A 16884-nucleotide genomic window follows, 5' to 3' on the forward strand; every position below is an offset into this window, starting at 1 on the left:
GGCAACGGATCTCGAGCCGACACCCCGGGCTGGACACGTTCACACGGCTGAATCGGCGGCGTGTCGCCGCCGATTCCGTTGCCAGTGTCAGCGGCGGAGGCGCCAGCGTCAGCGAGGAGACGCGGGCCTCAGCCGCTCTTGCGCCGGAACTCCTGGTGGCCGTGGGCCGCGCCGTTGCCGTGCAGGTGCGTGCCCGGCCCCGACGAGGAGCCGTGCACCCCGCCGCCGTGCCCGTCGTTGCCCACCGCGGCCGCCATCACGGCCTGCGCGTCGCCGCCCTTGACCGCCGCGAGGAAGTCCTCCGCGGGCGCCTCGCGCAGCATCTTCGCGAGCTTGCCGTGGTGGAAGATGTGCACCTCGCCGTTGGTACGGGTGCGGTAGTCGAAACCTTCTGCTCCACTCATCCACCCAGGCTCGCACGCGGCCGCCACGAGCGCGCGCGATAGCCCCGCATCGTCCCCCATCCGGGCATCTACCAGGCCGCCTAACAAAGCCTTCCCAGCGTCGGGACCTTGGTCCTAGGGTGGCGCGCATGGACAACGTCGCCCATACCCTCGAGAACCTGCACACCGAGACCCGATCGTTCCGGCCGCACGCGAGCTTCGCGGCCCATGCGAACGCGACCTCCTACGAGTACAAGAAGGCCGGCGTCGACCGGCTGCAGTACTGGCGCGAGGCGGCCCTGCGGCTCGCCTGGCGCGAGCCCTTCACCGAGATCCTCGACTGGTCCGACGCCCCCGTCGCGCGCTGGTTCCACGACGGCACGCTCAACGCGTGCGACAACGCCGTCGACCGCCACGTCCGTGAGGGCCGCGGCGACCGCGTCGCCTTCCACTTCGTCGGCGAGCCCGGCGACACCGCGACGCTCACGTACGCCGACATGCATGAGCGCGTCCAGAAGGCGGCGAACGGCCTGCTCTCGCTCGGCGTCACCACCGGGGACCGGGTCGCGATCTACCTCCCGCAGATCCCCGAGGCCGTGGTCGCCATGCTCGCGTGCGCGCGCATCGGCGCCATCCACTCGGTCGTGTTCGGCGGCTTCTCCGCCGAGAGCCTGCGCCAGCGCATCGACGACGCCGAGGCCAAGCTCGTCATCACCGCGGACGGCGGCAACCGCCGCGGCGCTCACCTCGCGCTCAAGCCCTTGGTGGACGATGCGCTCGCCGGCCCGGAGGGCCAGGGTCCGGCCGCCTCGGTCGAGCACGTCCTCGTGGTGCGCCGCACCGGTCAGCACACCGCGTGGACCGAGGGGCGCGACGTCTGGTGGCACGATGCGGTGGACCCGCAGCCCGCGGCGCACGAACCGGTCTGGGTCGAGGCCGAGCACCCGCTGTTCATCCTCTACACGTCGGGCACCACAGGCACGCCGAAGGGCCTGTGGCACTCGACCGGCGGCTACCTCACGGGCGCCGCCCACACCCACCGCCTCGTCTTCGACCTCAAGCCCGAGACCGACGTCTACTGGTGCACCGCGGACGTGGGCTGGATCACGGGCCACTCGTACATCGTCTACGGGCCGATGATCAACGGCGCCACCCAGGTGCTCTACGAGGGCACCCCCAACACCCCGCACGAGGGCCGGTGGTGGGAGATCGTCGAGCAGTACAAGGTCACCATCCTCTACACCGCTCCGACGGCGATCCGCACGTTCATGAAGTGGGGCGAGGCGATCCCGCAGCAGTACGACCTGAGCTCGCTGCGGCTGCTCGGCAGTGTCGGGGAGCCCATCAACCCGGAGGCGTGGATGTGGTACCGCCGGGTGATCGGCGGGGACCGGTGCCCCATCGTGGACACGTGGTGGCAGACGGAGACCGGCGCGATCATGATCTCGCCGCTGCCCGGCGTCACGGCCACCAAGCCGGGCTCCGCCATGACGCCCATGCCGGGCGTGTGCATGGACGTGGTGGACGATGCGGGACGTCCGGTCGCGAACGGCGAGGGCGGGTACCTGGTCGCCACCGAGCCGTGGCCGTCGATGCTGCGCGGGATCTGGGGCGACCGGCACCGGTACGTGTCGACGTACTGGAACCACTTCGACGGGATGTACTTCGCGGGCGACGGCGCCAAGAAGGACGTCGACGGCGACCTGTGGCTGCTCGGGCGGGTCGACGACGTCATGAACGTCTCCGGCCACCGCCTCACCACCACCGAGATCGAGCACTCGCTGGTCTCGCACCCGTGGGTCGCGGAGGCCGCCGTGGTGGGCGCCGCCGACGAGGTGACGGGCCAGGCCGTGGTGGCCTTCGTCATCGTGCGTTCGGACGCCCACGGCGTGCCGACCGATGGCGACGAGGTCGCGGCCGCGCTCCGTGAGCACGTGCGCCGCCAAATCGGCGCGCTCGCGAAGCCGCGCACCATCCTCGTGGTGTCGGAGGTGCCCAAGACGCGCTCGGGCAAGATCATGCGCCGGCTGCTGCGGGACGTCGCCGAGAACCGCCCGACCGGGGACGTCACCACGCTCGCGGATCCGACGGTGATGGACGCGATCCGCGTGGGCCTGGACGCGGGCACCGGGGACTGAGGCCACCGGGTCCGGGACGCTCGGTCCTCCCGACGCGTCGGAACGCGCGGAGGACCGAGCGTCCCGACCTGCTAGGCGCTGAGGCGGCCCCACTCCTCGCGACGCCTCGCCTGCTCGACCGGGTCCGGCACGGGCAGGGACGCCAGCAGGCGCTGCGTGTAGGGGTCCTGGGGGGCGCCGAGCACCTCGGCGCCCGTGCCCTCCTCGACCAGCCGGCCACGGTGCAGCACGCCGATGCGGTCGGCGAGCATGTCCACCACCGCGAGGTCGTGGCTGATGAACAGCGTCGCGAAGCCGAAGCGCTCCTGAAGCTCCACGAACAGCTCGAGCACGCGCGCCTGGACGGACACGTCGAGCGCGCTCGTGGGCTCGTCGGCGATGAGCAGCTTGGGGTCGAGCGCGAGCGCGCGCGCGAGCGAGGCGCGCTGGCGCTGACCGCCCGACAGCTCGTGCGGGTACCGGTCGCCGAAGCCGGCGGGCAGCTGCACGGCCTCCAACAGCGAGTCGACCTTCTCCCTCGCGTCGCCCGCGTGCCGGGCCTGCCCATGCACGATGAGCGGCTCGGCCACGTTGTCCGCGATGGTGAGCAGCGGGTTGAAGCTGGTCGCCGGGTCCTGGAAGACGAAGCCGATGTCGCGTCGCTTCGGGCGGAAATCGCGCTCCTTCACCCCGCGCATCTCGGTGCCGAGCACCTGGAGCGAACCGCCCGCCACGGGCGTGAGGCCCGCGATCGCGCGGCCGATGGTCGACTTGCCGGACCCCGACTCGCCCACCAGCCCGAGCACCTCGCCCGGCGCGATCGTGAAGCTCACCTCGTGCACCGCGCGGAACGTCGAGCGGCGGCCGAAGCGGCCCGGGTACTCGATGATGAGGTCCTCGGCGACCACGAGCGGCGCCGCGGTCGGCGCCGCGACGGGACGGTGACGGTCGGCCGCCTCGAGGCGCGGCACGGCGGCCAGCAGGCTGCGCGTGTACTCGTGCTGCGGCGAGGCGAAGATGTCGGCCACCGGAGCGGTCTCGACCAGCTCGCCCTGCAGCATCACCGCGACGCGGTCGGCGAGGTCCGCCACCACGCCCATGTTGTGGGTGATGAGCACGATCGCAGTGCCCTCCTCGTCGCGCAGGCGACGCAGGAGCTCGAGGATCTCCGCCTGCACCGTCACGTCGAGCGCCGTGGTGGGCTCGTCGGCGATGATGACGGTCGGCTCGAGCGCGAGGGCCATCGCGATGACGATGCGCTGCTTCTGGCCGCCCGAGAACTGGTGCGGGTAGTCGTTGACGCGGCGCTCGGGGTCGGGGATGCCGACGCGGCGCAGCATGTCGACCGCCTTCGCCTTGGCCTCCGCCTTGGAGATGCGGCCGTGGGCCCGCAGGCCCTCCGCGAGCTGCCACCCGACGCTGAACACGGGGTTCAGCGCCATCGACGGCTCCTGGAAGATCATCGCCGCCTTCTCACCGCGCAGCCGCCGCAGCGAGGCCGCGTCGAGCCCGACCACATCGGTGCCGGAGACCACCACGGCGCCGCTGGTGACGGCCGTCGACGCGAGCAGGCCCAGGATGGTGCGTGCCGTCACGGTCTTGCCGCTGCCGGACTCGCCGACGATCGCGAGCACCTCGCCGGGGCGCACGTCGAGGCTCACGCCACGGACCGCGTGGACGTCGCCGCCGTCGGTCGCGAAGGTGACGTTGAGGTCGCGGATCTCGACCGCGTTCTCGTTCGGGGTCGTCGTCACTGGACCTCTCCCATCTCTTCGCGGGCCACCGGCTCGGACTGCGCCACCGCATCGGCCGGCGTACCCTTGCCGCGGCGGCGCGCGCGCAGGCGCGGGTCGGCGAGGTCGTTCATGCTCTCCCCGATCAGCGTGATGCCGAGCACGGCGAGGATGATCGCGACGCCCGGCGGCACCGCCGTCCACCAGATCCCGGCGGCGACGTCGCTGATCGACTTGTTGAGGTCGAAGCCCCACTCGGCGGCCGACGTCGGCTCGATGCCGAGGCCGAGGAAGCCGAGCGCGGCGAGAGTCAGCACGGCCTCGGCCGCATTGAGCGTCACGATGACCGGCAGCGTGCGGGTCGAGTTGCGCAGGACGTGGCGGAACATGATGCGCCACGTGGAGGCGCCGATGACCTGGGCCGACTCGATGAAGGCCTCGGACTTGACCCTCACCACCTCGGCGCGGACCACGCGGAAGTACTGCGGGATGAAGACCACCGTGATCGAGATCGCGGCCGCGAAGACGCCCGACCACATGCCCGACTGACCGCCGGAGATGGCGATCGCGGCGACGATGGCGAGCAGGAGCGTCGGGAACGCGTAGATAGCGTCGGCGACCACGACGAGCACCCGGTCCACCCAGCCGCCGAGGTACCCGGACACCAGGCCGAGCAGGATGCCGACGAACACGGACAGCAGGACGGCGACGATGATGACGAGCAGCGCGGTCCGCGCGCCCCAGATCACGCGCGAGAGCACGTCGTAGCCGCCGACGGTGGTGCCGAGCCAATGCTCGGCCGACGGAGGCTGCTGCGCGCCGAAGTTGCCCGCATCGTCCGCGAGCTGGGAGTAGCCGTACGGCGCGAGCACCGGCGCGAGGAGCGCGAGGACCACGAAGGCGCCGGTGAGCACGAGGCCCGCGACGAGCATGCCGCGCTGGAGGCCGACGGCCTGGCGCAGCTGATGGACGACCGGCAGCCGGTCGAGGAGCCGAGGCTTGGTCATCTCAGTACCTCACCCGCGGGTCGATCAGGGCCGCGATGATATCGACGATGAAGTTGGCGACCGCGACGATGATGGCGATGAGGGCGACGATGCCCTGGACGGCGACGAAGTCCCGCGCCTGCAGGTACTTCGCGAGCTGGAAGCCCAGCCCCTGCCACTCGAACGTGGTCTCCGTCAGCACCGCGCCGCCCAGCATGAGGGCGATCTGCAGGCCGACCACGGTGATGATCGGGATGAGCGCCGGCCGGTAGGCGTGGGTGCGGATCAGGCGCGACTCGCTCACGCCTCGCGAGCGGGCCGCGTCGATGTACGGCATGTTGTGCGTGCCGATGACGTTGGTGCGCACCAGCCGGAGGAAGATGCCGGCCGTCAGCAGACCCAGGGTCATCGCGGGGAGCACCGCGTGCGACAGGACGTCCCACACGTAGTCGCTGTTACCGCTGCGGATCGCGTCGATGAGGTAGATGCCGGTGCCGCCGTCACGCCCGAGCGCGAGCTCCGTGCGCACGCCCGCGCGGCCCGAGACCGGGAACCAGCCGAGCCACACCGAGAACACCAGCTTGGCGACGAGCCCGGCGAAGAACACGGGCGTCGCGTAGAAGAAGATCGCGCCCACACGGAGCGCGGCGTCGGGCCAGCGGTCGCGGTTCGCGGCGGCGACGAGGCCGAAGGGGATGCCGATGAGGAACGCGACGACGAGCGCGTAGGTCACGAGCTCCAGCGTGGCGGCGCCGTACTCGGCCAGCACCGTCATGACCGGCTGGTTGTCGGTGATGGTGCTGCCGAAGTCGAACCTGAGGATCTGCCCGAGGTACTCGAGGTACTGCACGAGCAGCGGACGGTCGTAGCCGGCCTCGTGGATGCGCTCCGCGAGCTGATCGGCCGGGAGCCTGCCTCCGAGCGCGGCGGTGATGGGGTCACCGGTGAGGCGGATGAGGAAGAAGACGAGCGTCACGAGGATCAGCACCGTCGGGATCATGAGCAGCAGCCGCACCAGGACGTAGCGTCCGAATCCTCCGCCGCGGGCGGCCTGGGGTGCGAGTGCGGGGGGCGGCTCCGAGACGGCGGCCGCGGCGACGTCAGGCGTCGTCGACATGGGTACCTCACTTTTCCGGGAGCGGGCTCCCGGGATGGAACGGACAGGCCGATGGGGCAGCCGGGGATCCGGCTGCCCCATCGGCGTGGCGTCCTACTTCGTCACAGGGGCGAAGCGGAACTTGAACGAGGCGTCGAGCGTGACGCCCTCGATGCCGGTGCCGGCGACCGCGACCTGCGCGCCCTGCAGCAGCGGCAGGGTCGAGAGGTCACCCGCGACGGTGTCCTGGATCTGCTCGATGAGCGCGGTGCGCTCGGCCGGGTCCGTCGTGACGGCCTGGTTGAGGATCATCTCGTCGACGTCCGGGTTCGAGTAGTGGTTGCCCAGGAAGTTCTCCGTGAGGAAGAACGGCGTGAGGTAGTTGTCCGCGTCCGAGTAGTCCGGGAACCAGCCGAGCTGGTAAGCCGGGTACACGTCGGCGGTGCGGTCCTCGGAGTACTGGACCCACTCGGTCGACTTGAGGTCGACCTCGAACAGGCCGGTCGCCTCGAGCTGCGACTTGACCAGCGCGTACTCGTCGCCGGACGACGGGCCGTAGTGGTCGGGGTTGTACTGCAGGCTCAGCTTGACGGGGGTCTCGACGCCGGCGTCGGCGAGCGTCTGGGCCGCCTTGTCCGCGTCGGGCGCGCCCGCGCCGTCGCCGTACAGGTCCTTGAGCGACTCGGTGGCACCCGCGAAGCCCTCGGGGACGTAGGAGTACAGCGGGGTGTAGGTGCCCTTGTAGACCTGCTCCGAGATCGCGTCGCGGTCGACCAGGTCGGCGACGGCCTGACGGACCGCGAGCGCCTTGGCCTCGTCGGCCTCCGGGGTCGCCGCGCCGTAGGGCTGCGTGTCGAAGTTGAACACGATGTAGCGGATCTCGCCGCCGGGGCCGTTGATGACCTGGACCGCGTCGTTGCCCGACAGGTCCTCGACGTCGGTCGCCGACAGCGAGCGGTACGCCACGTCGACGTCACCCTCCTGGACGGCGAGCTTGAGGTTCGACGACTCGGCGAAGTAGCTGAGGATCACACCGCCGTTGGCCGGCGCCGCGAGCAGCCCCTGGTACGCCTCGTTCGGCGTGAACTCGACGGTCTTGTTGAAGTCGTACGCGGTGATCGTGTACGGACCGCCGAAGGCGTTGGCCGCGACGATGTCGGCGTCAGGGGTGATCGCGTCGGCGGCGAACACCTCCTCGTCGACGATCGCGCCGGGGAAGCTCGTGAGGATGAACGGGAAGACCTGGTCGTCCGCCGTCTTGAGGTGGAAGACCACGGTGGTCTCGTCCGGCGTCTCGACGCTGTCGAGGTTGTACAGCAGGCTGGACGCACCGTTGGGGTCCGCGATCGCGAGGTTGCGGTCGAAGGAGAACTTGACGTCCGAGGAGGTGAGCGCGTTGCCGTTCGCCCACGTCAGGCCCTCGGGAAGCGTGACCGTGTACTCGGTCGGCGAGGTGAACTCGGCGGTCTCCGCGAGGTCGGGCACCACGTCGGTGCTGTTGTAGTCCGTGTTGACCAGGTACGGGAAGACCTGGGTCTGGACCGCGAGCGAGCCGTTGTCGTACGAGCCGGCCGGGTCGAGCGTGGTGACCTTGTCGGTGGTGCCGACGATGATCGGCTCGCCGCTGCCGGTGTCGCCGGTGCCGGCCGAGCCGCTCGCGTCGGCGTCGGAGTCGCCGCCGGAGCAGGCGGCGAGCGTCAGCGCCGAGGCCGCGAAGCCGGCGACGACCGCCGCGCGACGCAGGTGGGACTGGTTCCGCATGGGTGTTGCCCTCCTTGAGTGAGAGAAGACCGGCGGCTGTGCGCGCATCGGTCGTGGCAAAGGATCCTGGCACGGGCGATGCGGCCGGAAGACACCGGTGCTAGATGTTTTACATTCCTGAAACTTTGCAGGTCGGAAGTCCCGCCTGACGTGACCGAATCGTTACGGTCACGCTCCCGTCGGGAGACGTACCGTGGAGCGTCAGGAGGCCACCGTGCGCGATCTCACCGGCCGCGCGACGCTCGCCGTCGCGGCCCTCGCCCTCGCGATGCTGCTCGGCGCGTGCGGCGGCGGCGAGGAGGCCCCGGACGTGGGCGAGCAGCCGAGCGCGGATGCGGTGCTGAACGTCTCTGCGACCGAGTACGCCTATGCGCTCGACTCGACCACCGTGCCCGCGGGGACCATCGAGCTGGTCCTCAGCAACGACGGCACCATGGCCCACGACCTCGTGCTCGAGGGCGACCCCGGCGGCGCGACGGCCGTCATCGAGGCGGGGGAGTCCGATTCGTTCGAGGTGACCCTGGAACCGGGGACGTACACGCTGTACTGCTCGGTCGGCAACCATCGGGCGCAGGGCATGGAGGTCGAGTTCACCGTCTCGTAGAACGCCGTGCTGTGACCGATCCCAGCGCCCGATCGACGCGCGCCGAAAAAACGCGGCGAATCTCATTGCCGCGCGCACCCCGAGGCCCTACACTGAACCAGGCGACGGGCAGGCATGGCCGCCCGGATCGCCGAAGACGTCCCCGGGAGGGGCGGCCGCGGTGCCCCCCAGCGCAGCCGACCTCCCGGGGCACCTTCGTCTTCAGGGCCCTTCGGACCCGACCTCCGCCTCGTCGTCGGCCCCCGCATCGTCCCCGTTGCCGCGCACCCACGCGAGATCCTCCGCCGTGACGGCGAGCGCCTCCGGCCGTGCCGGAGGGTCCTGCCGCTCGATCCAGAGGTCGTGCCACCGCTCCGCGCCCACGACGACACCGAGCACCGCGATCGCGACGCACAGCCCGGCGAGCACATCGGTGAGGAAGTGAGCGCCCAGGTACAGCCTGCTCGCCCCGACCGCCGCGATGATCGCCGCCGACACGACCACCCAGCCCGCGAGCGCCCACGAGGCCTCGGCGTCCTCGTGCCACAGGAGATAGCCGACGACCAGCACGAGCGTGGCCGCGCCGACGGTGTGACCCGACGGGAACGAGCCCGACGTGTCGGCGCCGGGCGTCACCGCGAGCAGGTCCGCGGGCCGGTCCCGCCCCACCGCCGCCTTGAGCACCACCGTCAACCCCGTCGACAGCACCATCGCGCCCGTGAGCAGCGCCGGCTCCCACCACGACCGCGACACCCGCCACCACACCAGGGCCACGGCGGCGACGATCACCGGCAGCACCGTCGGGCCGAAGACGAACGACACCGCGCCGAAGAAGCCGTCCCACGCGTCGGTGCGATGCTGCGCGAGCAGCTCGACGAGCGGCTGGTCGATCAGCGCGAGGTCCTCCTGCTCGCCCACCCAGTCGAGTAGGCCGAAGAAGCCCACCGTCCCTAGCGCCACGAGCAGCACAGCGGGCCAGAGCGCGAGGGCGGCGTCGGAGGCACGCATGCGGCTGGTCATGCGGCCCACCCTAGGGACGCCCACGGCGCGGACGATGCGGCACGCGCCGCCGCGCGCCGAAGCGCGCGAGGACCGGGGACGATGCGACGGGCGACCGCGCGTCGACGCGAAGGTGGCAGGATGCCGCCATGCAGATCGCCCCGGCCGACCCGACCACCCCGGACATCCTCGCGCTGCTCGCGGAGCACCTGGCCGAGATGCACGCGACGTCTCCCGCGGAGTCCGTCCACGCGCTCGACGTGACGGCCCTGCGGCGTCCTCACGTCACCTTCCTCGCCGCGCGGGACGATGCGGGGGACCTGCTGGGCGTCGGCGCGACGGTCGCGCTCGGCGACGGTCACGCCGAGATCAAGTCGATGCGCACCACGGCGCAGGCGCGCGGCCGCGGCGTGGCCGCGACGGTGCTCGCCGCGCTCGTCGAGTCCGCGCGTGACGCCGGATGCTCCCGCGTGAGCCTCGAGACCGGGACCGAGCCCCACTTCGCCCCGGCACGCCGGCTCTACGAGCGCCACGGCTTCCTGGAGTGCCCGCCGTTCGGCGCGTACACGCTCGACCCGAACTCGGTCTTCTACACCAGGGAGATCTGAGCTCAGCCCTTGAGGTCGCGCCTCACGTACGCCGCCACGCCTGCCGCGACCATCACGCCCGCCGCGCCGAACAGCACCACCGGCTCGTACCAGGACAGGCCGTTGTCCAGCGGGAAACCCCACGTGTAGTAGTAGTACGGCGACGCATGCGCGAGGGGGACCAGCGCATCGTTCACCGCGGCGAAGGCCGTGAGCGCCCAGCCGACGACCGCGACGCCGGTGCCCGCCCCGACCGCGATGCGCGGCGCGCCGGTGAGCGCGCCGCCGAGGAAGGCGGCGGCGCCGAAGACGGCGCCGAGCCCCCACACGAGCACCCCGGTCGCGAGGATGTGCGGGTAGGACATGCCGAGGCCGGCGATCCAGTTGCCCAGCGAGATGCCCGCCGTCACGGCGACCGCGATCACGGCCGCGGCCGCGAGCATCGCGAGCGCCCGACGCCACGCGACCACCGCGCGGGACAACGGCGAGCCGAGCAGCACCGCGATGGTGCGCCGGCGCTCCTCCCCCGCGAGCGCCGCGCCCGCCGAGATCGCCGCCACGGCCACCGCGACGGGCACCGTGATCGACAGCATCTCGCCGTGGTACCAGCCCTCGGGTCGCGAGTAGTCGGCGAAGCCCACCATCGCCATGATGGTGTCGGGGAAGGCGTCCGCGAACTCGCCGACGAAGTCGGAGACGAGGGTGAACATCGGCCCCATGAGCGCCGTCATGAAGAAGATGCCGCCGCCGGCGATGGTGAGGATCGCGCGGCTCTCGCTCATCGCCTTCCCGACGATGCCGCGGGTGCTCGAGCGCCCCTGGAGCAGCGCGACCACGCGGGCGAGGCGCTCGTCCTCCTGGAAGCGCGCGAGGAGCGGCACGGATGCGGCGCCGGAGACCAGGTCGCGGCGGACGTAGGCGGCCCATCCCACGACCACGAGCGCGGCGGCGATCCCGAGCAGCACGAGCACCTGGGCCCAGTCGGCCCCGTCGACCAGCGGGTTCGCGGCGTTGATGTAGTACCAGGGGAAGATCTTCGCCCAGTCCTCGCCGCCGTCGATCATCGGCAGCAGGCCCGACGCGAAGAAGGAGAGCACCAGGAACGCCGTGGCCACCCCGGACGCGAGGCGCTGATGACCGGTCGCGGCGCCGAGCGCGAAGGCCACCGCGCCGTACAGCAGCGCCACGGCGGTCACGTGGAGCGTCGCCGCGCCGATGTTCACGCCGGAGGCGGACTCCCCGAACGCGAGGATCGCCAGCAGGTAGCCGGCCCACGCGAGCAGGTTCACCACGAGCGCGATGGTGAGCGCCGCGAGACCCTTCGAGGCGAGCACGCGCGTGCGGGAGCGGGGCGCGGTGGTGAGCACATTCATCGTGCCGTCGTTCTCCTCGCCCGCGAGCGCGGCGGCGCCCATGGACACCGCGATGCCCGCGACCACGAACGGGCCGATGAAGTTGAACATCATGCTGAGCATGAGCCCGGCGACGCCCGCGTCGCCGTTGATCCCCACCAGGTCCGTGTACAGGGCGGGCATGTCGTCGAAGAACGCCACCGCATCGTCCCCGAGACCCGCGTAGGCCCACATGCCAAACACGGCGACGAGCCACAGCGAGGAGACCCCGATGAGCGCGGAGGTGCCGCGGTCGCGGAGGGACTTGAGGTAGAGGGTCTGGAGCATCAGGCGACCCCCGCCTCCGCCTCGGAGACCTCGTCGCGGTAGAACTCGAGGAAGATCTCGTCGAGGTCGACCGACGACGACTCGAGCGAGAGGACCTCGTGCGCCGTCGCCGCGCGCAGCAGCGGCCCCATCGAGCCTTCGTACGATGCGGTGACCCGGTTCCCGTCGGCGGTGACCCCGTGGACGCCCTCCACCGCGTCGAACGCGCTCGCCGCGACGGGCGCGGCGAACTCGAGCGTGACGCGGCGCAGCGCCTTGTCGAGCAGCTCGCTCATGCGCTCGACCGCGATGAGGTGGCCACGGCGGATGAAGCCCACGCGGTCGGCGACGCGCTCGACCTCGGACAGGGTGTGGCTCGACAGGAACACCGTGCTCCCCTCCGCCACGTGCTCGCGCATGAGGGTGTGGAACTCGAGCTGGACCAGCGGGTCGAGCCCCGTGATCGGCTCGTCGAGGATGACCACCTCGGGACGGTTCATGAAGGCCTGGATGAGGCCCACCTTCTGGCGGTTGCCGCTCGACAGCTCGCCGACCTTCCTGCCGAGGTCCGCGTCGAAGCGGTCCGCGAGCGCATCGACCCACGCCCAGTCGACGCCGCCGCGCAGGTTCGCGAGGAACTCGAGCGTCTCGCGGCCCGTGAGGTTCGGGTAGAGCGCGAGGTCCGAGGGCAGGAAGCCGAGGTGGCGGCGGATCTCGACCGCGTCCCTGCGCGAGTCCAGGCCGACGATGCGGCAGTCGCCCTCGGAGGGGCGGATGAGGTCGAGCAGGCACCTGATGGTGGTCGACTTGCCCGCGCCGTTGGGCCCGAGGAAGCCGAAGATCTCGCCGGGGCCGATCTGGAGCGACACGTCCTGGACGGCGGTGAAGTCGCCGAAGCGCTTGGTGAGGCCGACGGTCTCGATCGCGGGGGTGGTGGTCATGCTGGTCCCTTCCTCAGCTGTGCTGACATGCGTTCCATGAGCGGCGGCCATTCGCGTGCGAAGAAGTCGGCGAGGTCGCCGAGCTCGGTCACCCGTTCGGGCCTGTCCTCGGGCAGCACCGGCGCGGCCGCCCGCGCGATCTCCCCCATCGCCTGGATGCGTCCCAGCTCGGACGCCATCACCTCGAACCACGCCCCGGAGCGCAGGCGGTAGCGCTGGGTGCGGTCGCCGCGCACGCGCACCTGCTCGACCATCCCGAGCTGGACGTGCGTGCGCAGCTGCGTCGACACGGTGCCGGCGCTGAGGCCCAGGTCCTCGGCGATCTCGGCCTGCGTGCGCTCGGCCGGCTCGCAGATCATCAGCCAGCCCAGGATCTCGGCCCACGCGCGCGCGGAGCCGAACATCGTGAAGAAGGTCGCGACCCTGTCCACGTAGGCGTGCTGCTCGTCCGTCATCGGCATATTTCAACCATGCCTGAATCTATTGAAAGGCGCAAGGCGGCATGCGCCGCCGCCCCGCGCATCGTCCCCGCGCCGGCGCCCGCGGAACGGGGTAGCGACCGCCCCCGGCCCGTGGAAGCATGGCCCCATGTCCGAGAGCCTCGACGTCAACGCCTCCACGCCCGCGCCGGCCCCGCAGGACGATGCGCCCGCGCACGAGTCCGAGGAGACGTACCCCGTCCCCACGGTCGAGTTCGAGGAGGACGAGTCGCCGTCCGCGCTGCCCGACGACCGCTACCTGGACCGCGAGCTCTCGTGGCTCGCCTTCAACGAGCGCGTGCTCGAGATGGCGGAGGACCCGCAGACGCCCCTGCTCGAGCGCGCGCGCTTCCTCGCGATCTTCGCCTCGAACCTCGACGAGTTCTTCATGGTGCGCGTCGCAGGCCTCAAGCGCCGCATCGCGGCCGGCTTCGCGGTGCCGTCCGCGACCGGCATGAGCGCCTCGCGCCAGATCGACGCGATCATCGAGCGCGCGCACGAGCTCATGGACCGCCACGCCGAGACGTTCGAGGACCAGGTGCGGCCTGCCCTCGCGAACGAAGGCATCCAGCTGGTCCGTCACGACGACCTGGGGGACGCGGAGCGCGAGCGCCTGCGCAAGCTGTTCCGCGCGGACATCTTCCCGGTGCTCACTCCGCTCGCGGTGGACCCCGCGCACCCCTTCCCCTACATCTCGGGGCTGTCGCTCAACATCGCCGTCGAGATCGTCGACCCCGAGACCGGCAAGGACTACTTCGCGCGCGTCAAGGTGCCCGAGACGCTGCCGCGCTTCCTGTCGGTGGACGCCGCCGGGCACGTGGGCCAGGTGACCGATGCGGCGTCGCTGTCGGACGAGCCGCGCAGCTTCGTGCCGCTCGAGGACGTCATCGGGGCGCACCTCGACTACCTGTTCCCCGGGATGAAGGTCGCCGCGCACTACACGTTCCGCGTCACGCGCAACGAGGACGTCGAGGTCGAGGAGGACGACGCCGAGAACCTCCTCAAGGCGATGGAGAAGGAGCTGCTGCGCCGGCGCTTCGGCCCCGCGGTCCGCCTCGAGGTGGCCGACGACCTCCCGCCCAAGATCCGCGAGCTCCTGGTGCGCGAGCTCGGCATCACCGAGAACGACGTGTTCCACCTGCCCGCCCCGCTGGACCTCACCGGCCTCAACGCGATCGCGGACCTCGACCGCCCCGCGCTGCAATTCGAGTCCTTCCGTCCGACCACGCACCACCGGCTCGCCCCGGTGGAGACGGCGGACGAGCAGAACGTGTTCGACGCGATCACGCGCGGCGACGTGCTGCTGCACCACCCGTACGACTCGTTCTCGACGTCGGTGCAGGCGTTCCTCGCGCAGGCGGCCGCCGACCCGAAGGTGCTCGCGATCAAGCAGACGCTGTACCGCACCTCGGGCGACTCGCCCATCGTCGACGCCCTCATCGAGGCCGCCCACGCGGGCAAGCAGGTGCTCGCGCTCGTGGAGATCAAGGCGCGCTTCGACGAGCGGCGCAACATCTCGTGGGCGCGCAAGCTCGAGCAGGCCGGCGTGCACGTCGTGTACGGCCTCGTGGGCCTCAAGACGCACTGCAAGCTCTCGCTCGTGGTGCGCCAGGAGGAGGACGGCCTCCAGCGCTACAGCCACATCGGCACCGGCAACTACCACCCCAAGACGGCGCGTCTCTACGAGGACTACGGGCTGCTCACCAAGAACCCCGAGGTGGGCGCCGACCTCACCAAGCTGTTCAACCAGCTCTCGGGCTACGCGCCCAAGTCGCGCTTCCGCCGCCTCATCGTCGCGCCGATCGGCGTGCGCCAGGGCCTCATCGAGCGCATCGAGCGCGAGGCCCGCAACGCGGCCGAGGGCAAGGACGCGTGGGTGAAGATCAAGGTGAACTCGATCGTCGACGAGAAGACCATCGACGCGCTCTACCGCGCCTCGAACGCGGGCGTGAAGGTCGACGTCAACGTGCGCGGCATCTGCGCCGTGCGCCCCGGCGTGCCGGGCTTCTCGGAGCACATCCGCGTGCGCTCGATCCTGGGACGGTTCCTCGAGCACTCGCGCATCTACGCGTTCGCGAACGACGGCGACCCCGAGGTGTTCATCGGCTCCGCTGACCTCATGCACCGCAACCTCGACCGTCGCATCGAGGCGCTCATCACGGTGACGGACCCGCAGCAGGTCGCGAGCCTCATCGAGAACATCGACATGGCGATGAGCCACCAGGTCGCCGGCTGGGAGCTGCACGAGGACGGCACGTGGGGCCACGCGGTCACCGACGGCGAGGGCAACCGGCTCAAGGACCTCCAGGGCACCTACATCCGGCGGCAGCCCAAGCGGAGGGCCAAGGGGAAGTGAACCACTACCCCGAGGGCACCGTCGTCGCGGCAGGTGCGCTGGTGTGGCGCATCCGCGACGGCGTGCTCCAGGTGCTCGCGGTGCATCGGCCCCGGTACAACGACTGGTCGTGGCCCAAGGGGAAGCTGGATCCTGGAGAGTCGCTGCCCGAGTGCGCGGTGCGCGAGGTCGCCGAGGAGACCGGCAAGCAGGTGGTGCTCGGCCAGCCGTTGCCCACGCTGCGCTACCCGATCGCGGCCGGCAAGCAAAAGGTCGTCAAGTACTGGGCGGCGGAGGTGATGTCCGCGGGTGCCGCTCCGGTGCGGGCGCGGCCGCGCTTCAAGGACGCCTCGAAGAACGAGATCGACCAGATGCGCTGGCTCAGCATCGAGCAGGCGCACGCGCTCATCACCTTCCCGGACGATCTTCGACCGCTCGACGCGCTCGTCGACGCGTACGCGGCAGGGCGCCTCGACACGCGGCCCTTCATGCTCGTGCGGCACGCGCGCGCCAAGCGGCGCAAGGCGTGGAAGCTCGCCGACGCGAAGCGGCCGCTGTCGCGGTCGGGGAAGGAACGCGCCCGCGACATCGTGCCGCTCATCGCCTCGTTCGGGATCTCGCGCATCGAGTCCTCCCCCGCGCGGCGCTGCGTCGACACCGTGACGCCGTACGCGGATGCGATCGGCGCCGACATCCACGTGCACGACTCGCTCACGGAGTCCCGGCACGCGCACCGTCCCCTCGAGACGGCGACCGTGTTCGGCAAGCTGCTGCGCAAGCGTTCGCCGCGCGTCGTGTGCGTGCACCGGCCCACCCTGCCGACCATCGTCGAGATGCTGCGCGCGGCGGTGCGGCCGTACACGCGCGGCGCGCTGCCGCGATCGAACCCGTACCTGCCCGCGGGCGGCGTGCTGGTCGCGCACGTCGCGGACTGGGAGTCGGGGCCCGTGGTGGTGGCGGTGGAGACGCACCTGCTGCGCGTGCACGTGTAGGGCGGCGGTCCGCTCCTCAGCGCGAGCCCCGCGTCCCCCGGACTCGCCGCACCCCGCCATCCCCTCCATCTGCGGAATGGGGCGCTGGCGGTCGGATCCGCGCCGTCGGCGCGCGCCATGGGGCATCCGCGATCGCTCTGGCATGAGACGACGTCGGACCGGGAGCGCCAGTCGGCGCGAAGGCCGCTCGAAGCGGCTGGATTTGGAGCCCGGGGCTACCGCGGTCCGACGTCA

At 71.2% G+C, this 16884-nt stretch carries 14 protein-coding genes; 5 read left to right on the forward strand and 9 right to left on the reverse strand.

Features of this window, described 5'->3' with window-relative positions; all coding sequences use genetic code 11:
* Window positions 1–128: 128 nt before the first annotated feature.
* Entirely contained in the window at window positions 129–404 is a 276-nt protein-coding gene (locus AOM09_RS15020; RefSeq protein ID WP_156162385.1) for a hypothetical protein, read from the reverse strand.
* Between the two features lie 128 nt (window positions 405–532).
* Between AOM09_RS15020 and acs the strand changes: the two genes are divergently transcribed.
* Window positions 533–2521, forward strand: coding sequence for an acetate--CoA ligase (gene acs / locus AOM09_RS13680; protein WP_062389660.1), 1989 nt, complete (start codon window positions 533–535; stop codon window positions 2519–2521).
* A gap of 71 nt (window positions 2522–2592) precedes the next feature.
* Here the strand turns inward: acs and AOM09_RS13685 are convergent, their stop codons facing one another.
* The 4 genes from AOM09_RS13685 to AOM09_RS13700 all read right to left on the reverse strand — a co-directional run bounded on the left by AOM09_RS13685 (window position 2593) and on the right by AOM09_RS13700 (window position 8076).
* Window positions 2593–4254, reverse strand: coding sequence for an ABC transporter ATP-binding protein (locus AOM09_RS13685; RefSeq protein ID WP_062389663.1), 1662 nt, complete (start codon window positions 4252–4254; stop codon window positions 2593–2595).
* Entirely contained in the window at window positions 4251–5240 is a 990-nt protein-coding gene (locus AOM09_RS13690) for an ABC transporter permease (RefSeq protein ID WP_062389666.1), read from the reverse strand. The genes AOM09_RS13685 and AOM09_RS13690 overlap by 4 nt, the downstream gene beginning before the upstream one ends.
* A 1-nt stretch (window position 5241) precedes the next feature.
* On the reverse strand, window positions 5242–6336 hold the full coding sequence (locus tag AOM09_RS13695) for an ABC transporter permease (RefSeq protein WP_062389669.1): 1095 nt from the start codon (window positions 6334–6336) through the stop codon (window positions 5242–5244).
* Window positions 6337–6429: 93 nt separating this feature from the next.
* Window positions 6430–8076, reverse strand: a complete 1647-nt coding sequence (locus tag AOM09_RS13700; RefSeq protein ID WP_062389672.1) for an ABC transporter substrate-binding protein — start codon at window positions 8074–8076, stop codon at window positions 6430–6432.
* A 214-nt stretch (window positions 8077–8290) separates the two neighbouring features.
* Between AOM09_RS13700 and AOM09_RS13705 the strand changes: the two genes are divergently transcribed.
* Window positions 8291–8680: a cupredoxin domain-containing protein gene (locus tag AOM09_RS13705; RefSeq protein ID WP_156162386.1), complete on the forward strand. Its 390-nt coding sequence runs from the start codon at window positions 8291–8293 to the stop codon at window positions 8678–8680.
* 201 nt (window positions 8681–8881) lie between these two features.
* Here the strand turns inward: AOM09_RS13705 and AOM09_RS13710 are convergent, their stop codons facing one another.
* Window positions 8882–9679, reverse strand: a complete 798-nt coding sequence (locus tag AOM09_RS13710; protein ID WP_062389678.1) for a phosphatase PAP2 family protein — start codon at window positions 9677–9679, stop codon at window positions 8882–8884.
* 128 nt (window positions 9680–9807) lie between these two features.
* On the opposite strand from AOM09_RS13710, the gene AOM09_RS13715 reads away from it, so the two are divergent.
* Complete coding sequence (locus tag AOM09_RS13715; RefSeq protein ID WP_062389681.1) at window positions 9808–10266, forward strand: GNAT family N-acetyltransferase; 459 nt, start codon at window positions 9808–9810, stop codon at window positions 10264–10266.
* Between the two features lie 2 nt (window positions 10267–10268).
* On the opposite strand, the gene AOM09_RS13720 is transcribed toward AOM09_RS13715, so the two are convergent.
* The 3 genes from AOM09_RS13720 to AOM09_RS13730 are packed head-to-tail and all read right to left on the reverse strand — an operon-like array spanning window position 10269 to window position 13299.
* Window positions 10269–11924 (reverse strand): DUF2705 family protein, encoded by a 1656-nt coding sequence (locus AOM09_RS13720; protein ID WP_062389685.1) that lies wholly within the window; start codon window positions 11922–11924, stop codon window positions 10269–10271.
* Window positions 11924–12844 (reverse strand): ABC transporter ATP-binding protein, encoded by a 921-nt coding sequence (locus tag AOM09_RS13725; protein WP_062389688.1) that lies wholly within the window; start codon window positions 12842–12844, stop codon window positions 11924–11926. The genes AOM09_RS13720 and AOM09_RS13725 overlap by 1 nt, the downstream gene beginning before the upstream one ends.
* Entirely contained in the window at window positions 12841–13299 is a 459-nt protein-coding gene (locus tag AOM09_RS13730) for a GbsR/MarR family transcriptional regulator (protein ID WP_169747668.1), read from the reverse strand. Before AOM09_RS13730 ends, AOM09_RS13725 begins: the two co-directional genes overlap by 4 nt.
* Before the next feature lie 133 nt (window positions 13300–13432).
* Between AOM09_RS13730 and AOM09_RS13735 the strand changes: the two genes are divergently transcribed.
* Entirely contained in the window at window positions 13433–15679 is a 2247-nt protein-coding gene (locus AOM09_RS13735) for an RNA degradosome polyphosphate kinase (RefSeq protein ID WP_062389693.1), read from the forward strand.
* Window positions 15676–16650 carry an NUDIX hydrolase gene (locus tag AOM09_RS13740; RefSeq protein ID WP_062389695.1) on the forward strand — a complete coding sequence of 325 codons (975 nt, stop codon included), beginning with the start codon at window positions 15676–15678 and terminating at the stop codon, window positions 16648–16650. The genes AOM09_RS13735 and AOM09_RS13740 overlap by 4 nt, the downstream gene beginning before the upstream one ends.
* The last annotated feature ends 234 nt before the right edge of the window (window positions 16651–16884 follow it).

Source organism: Demequina iriomotensis (assembly GCF_000971395.1).
GTDB lineage: Bacteria > Actinomycetota > Actinomycetes > Actinomycetales > Demequinaceae > Demequina > Demequina iriomotensis.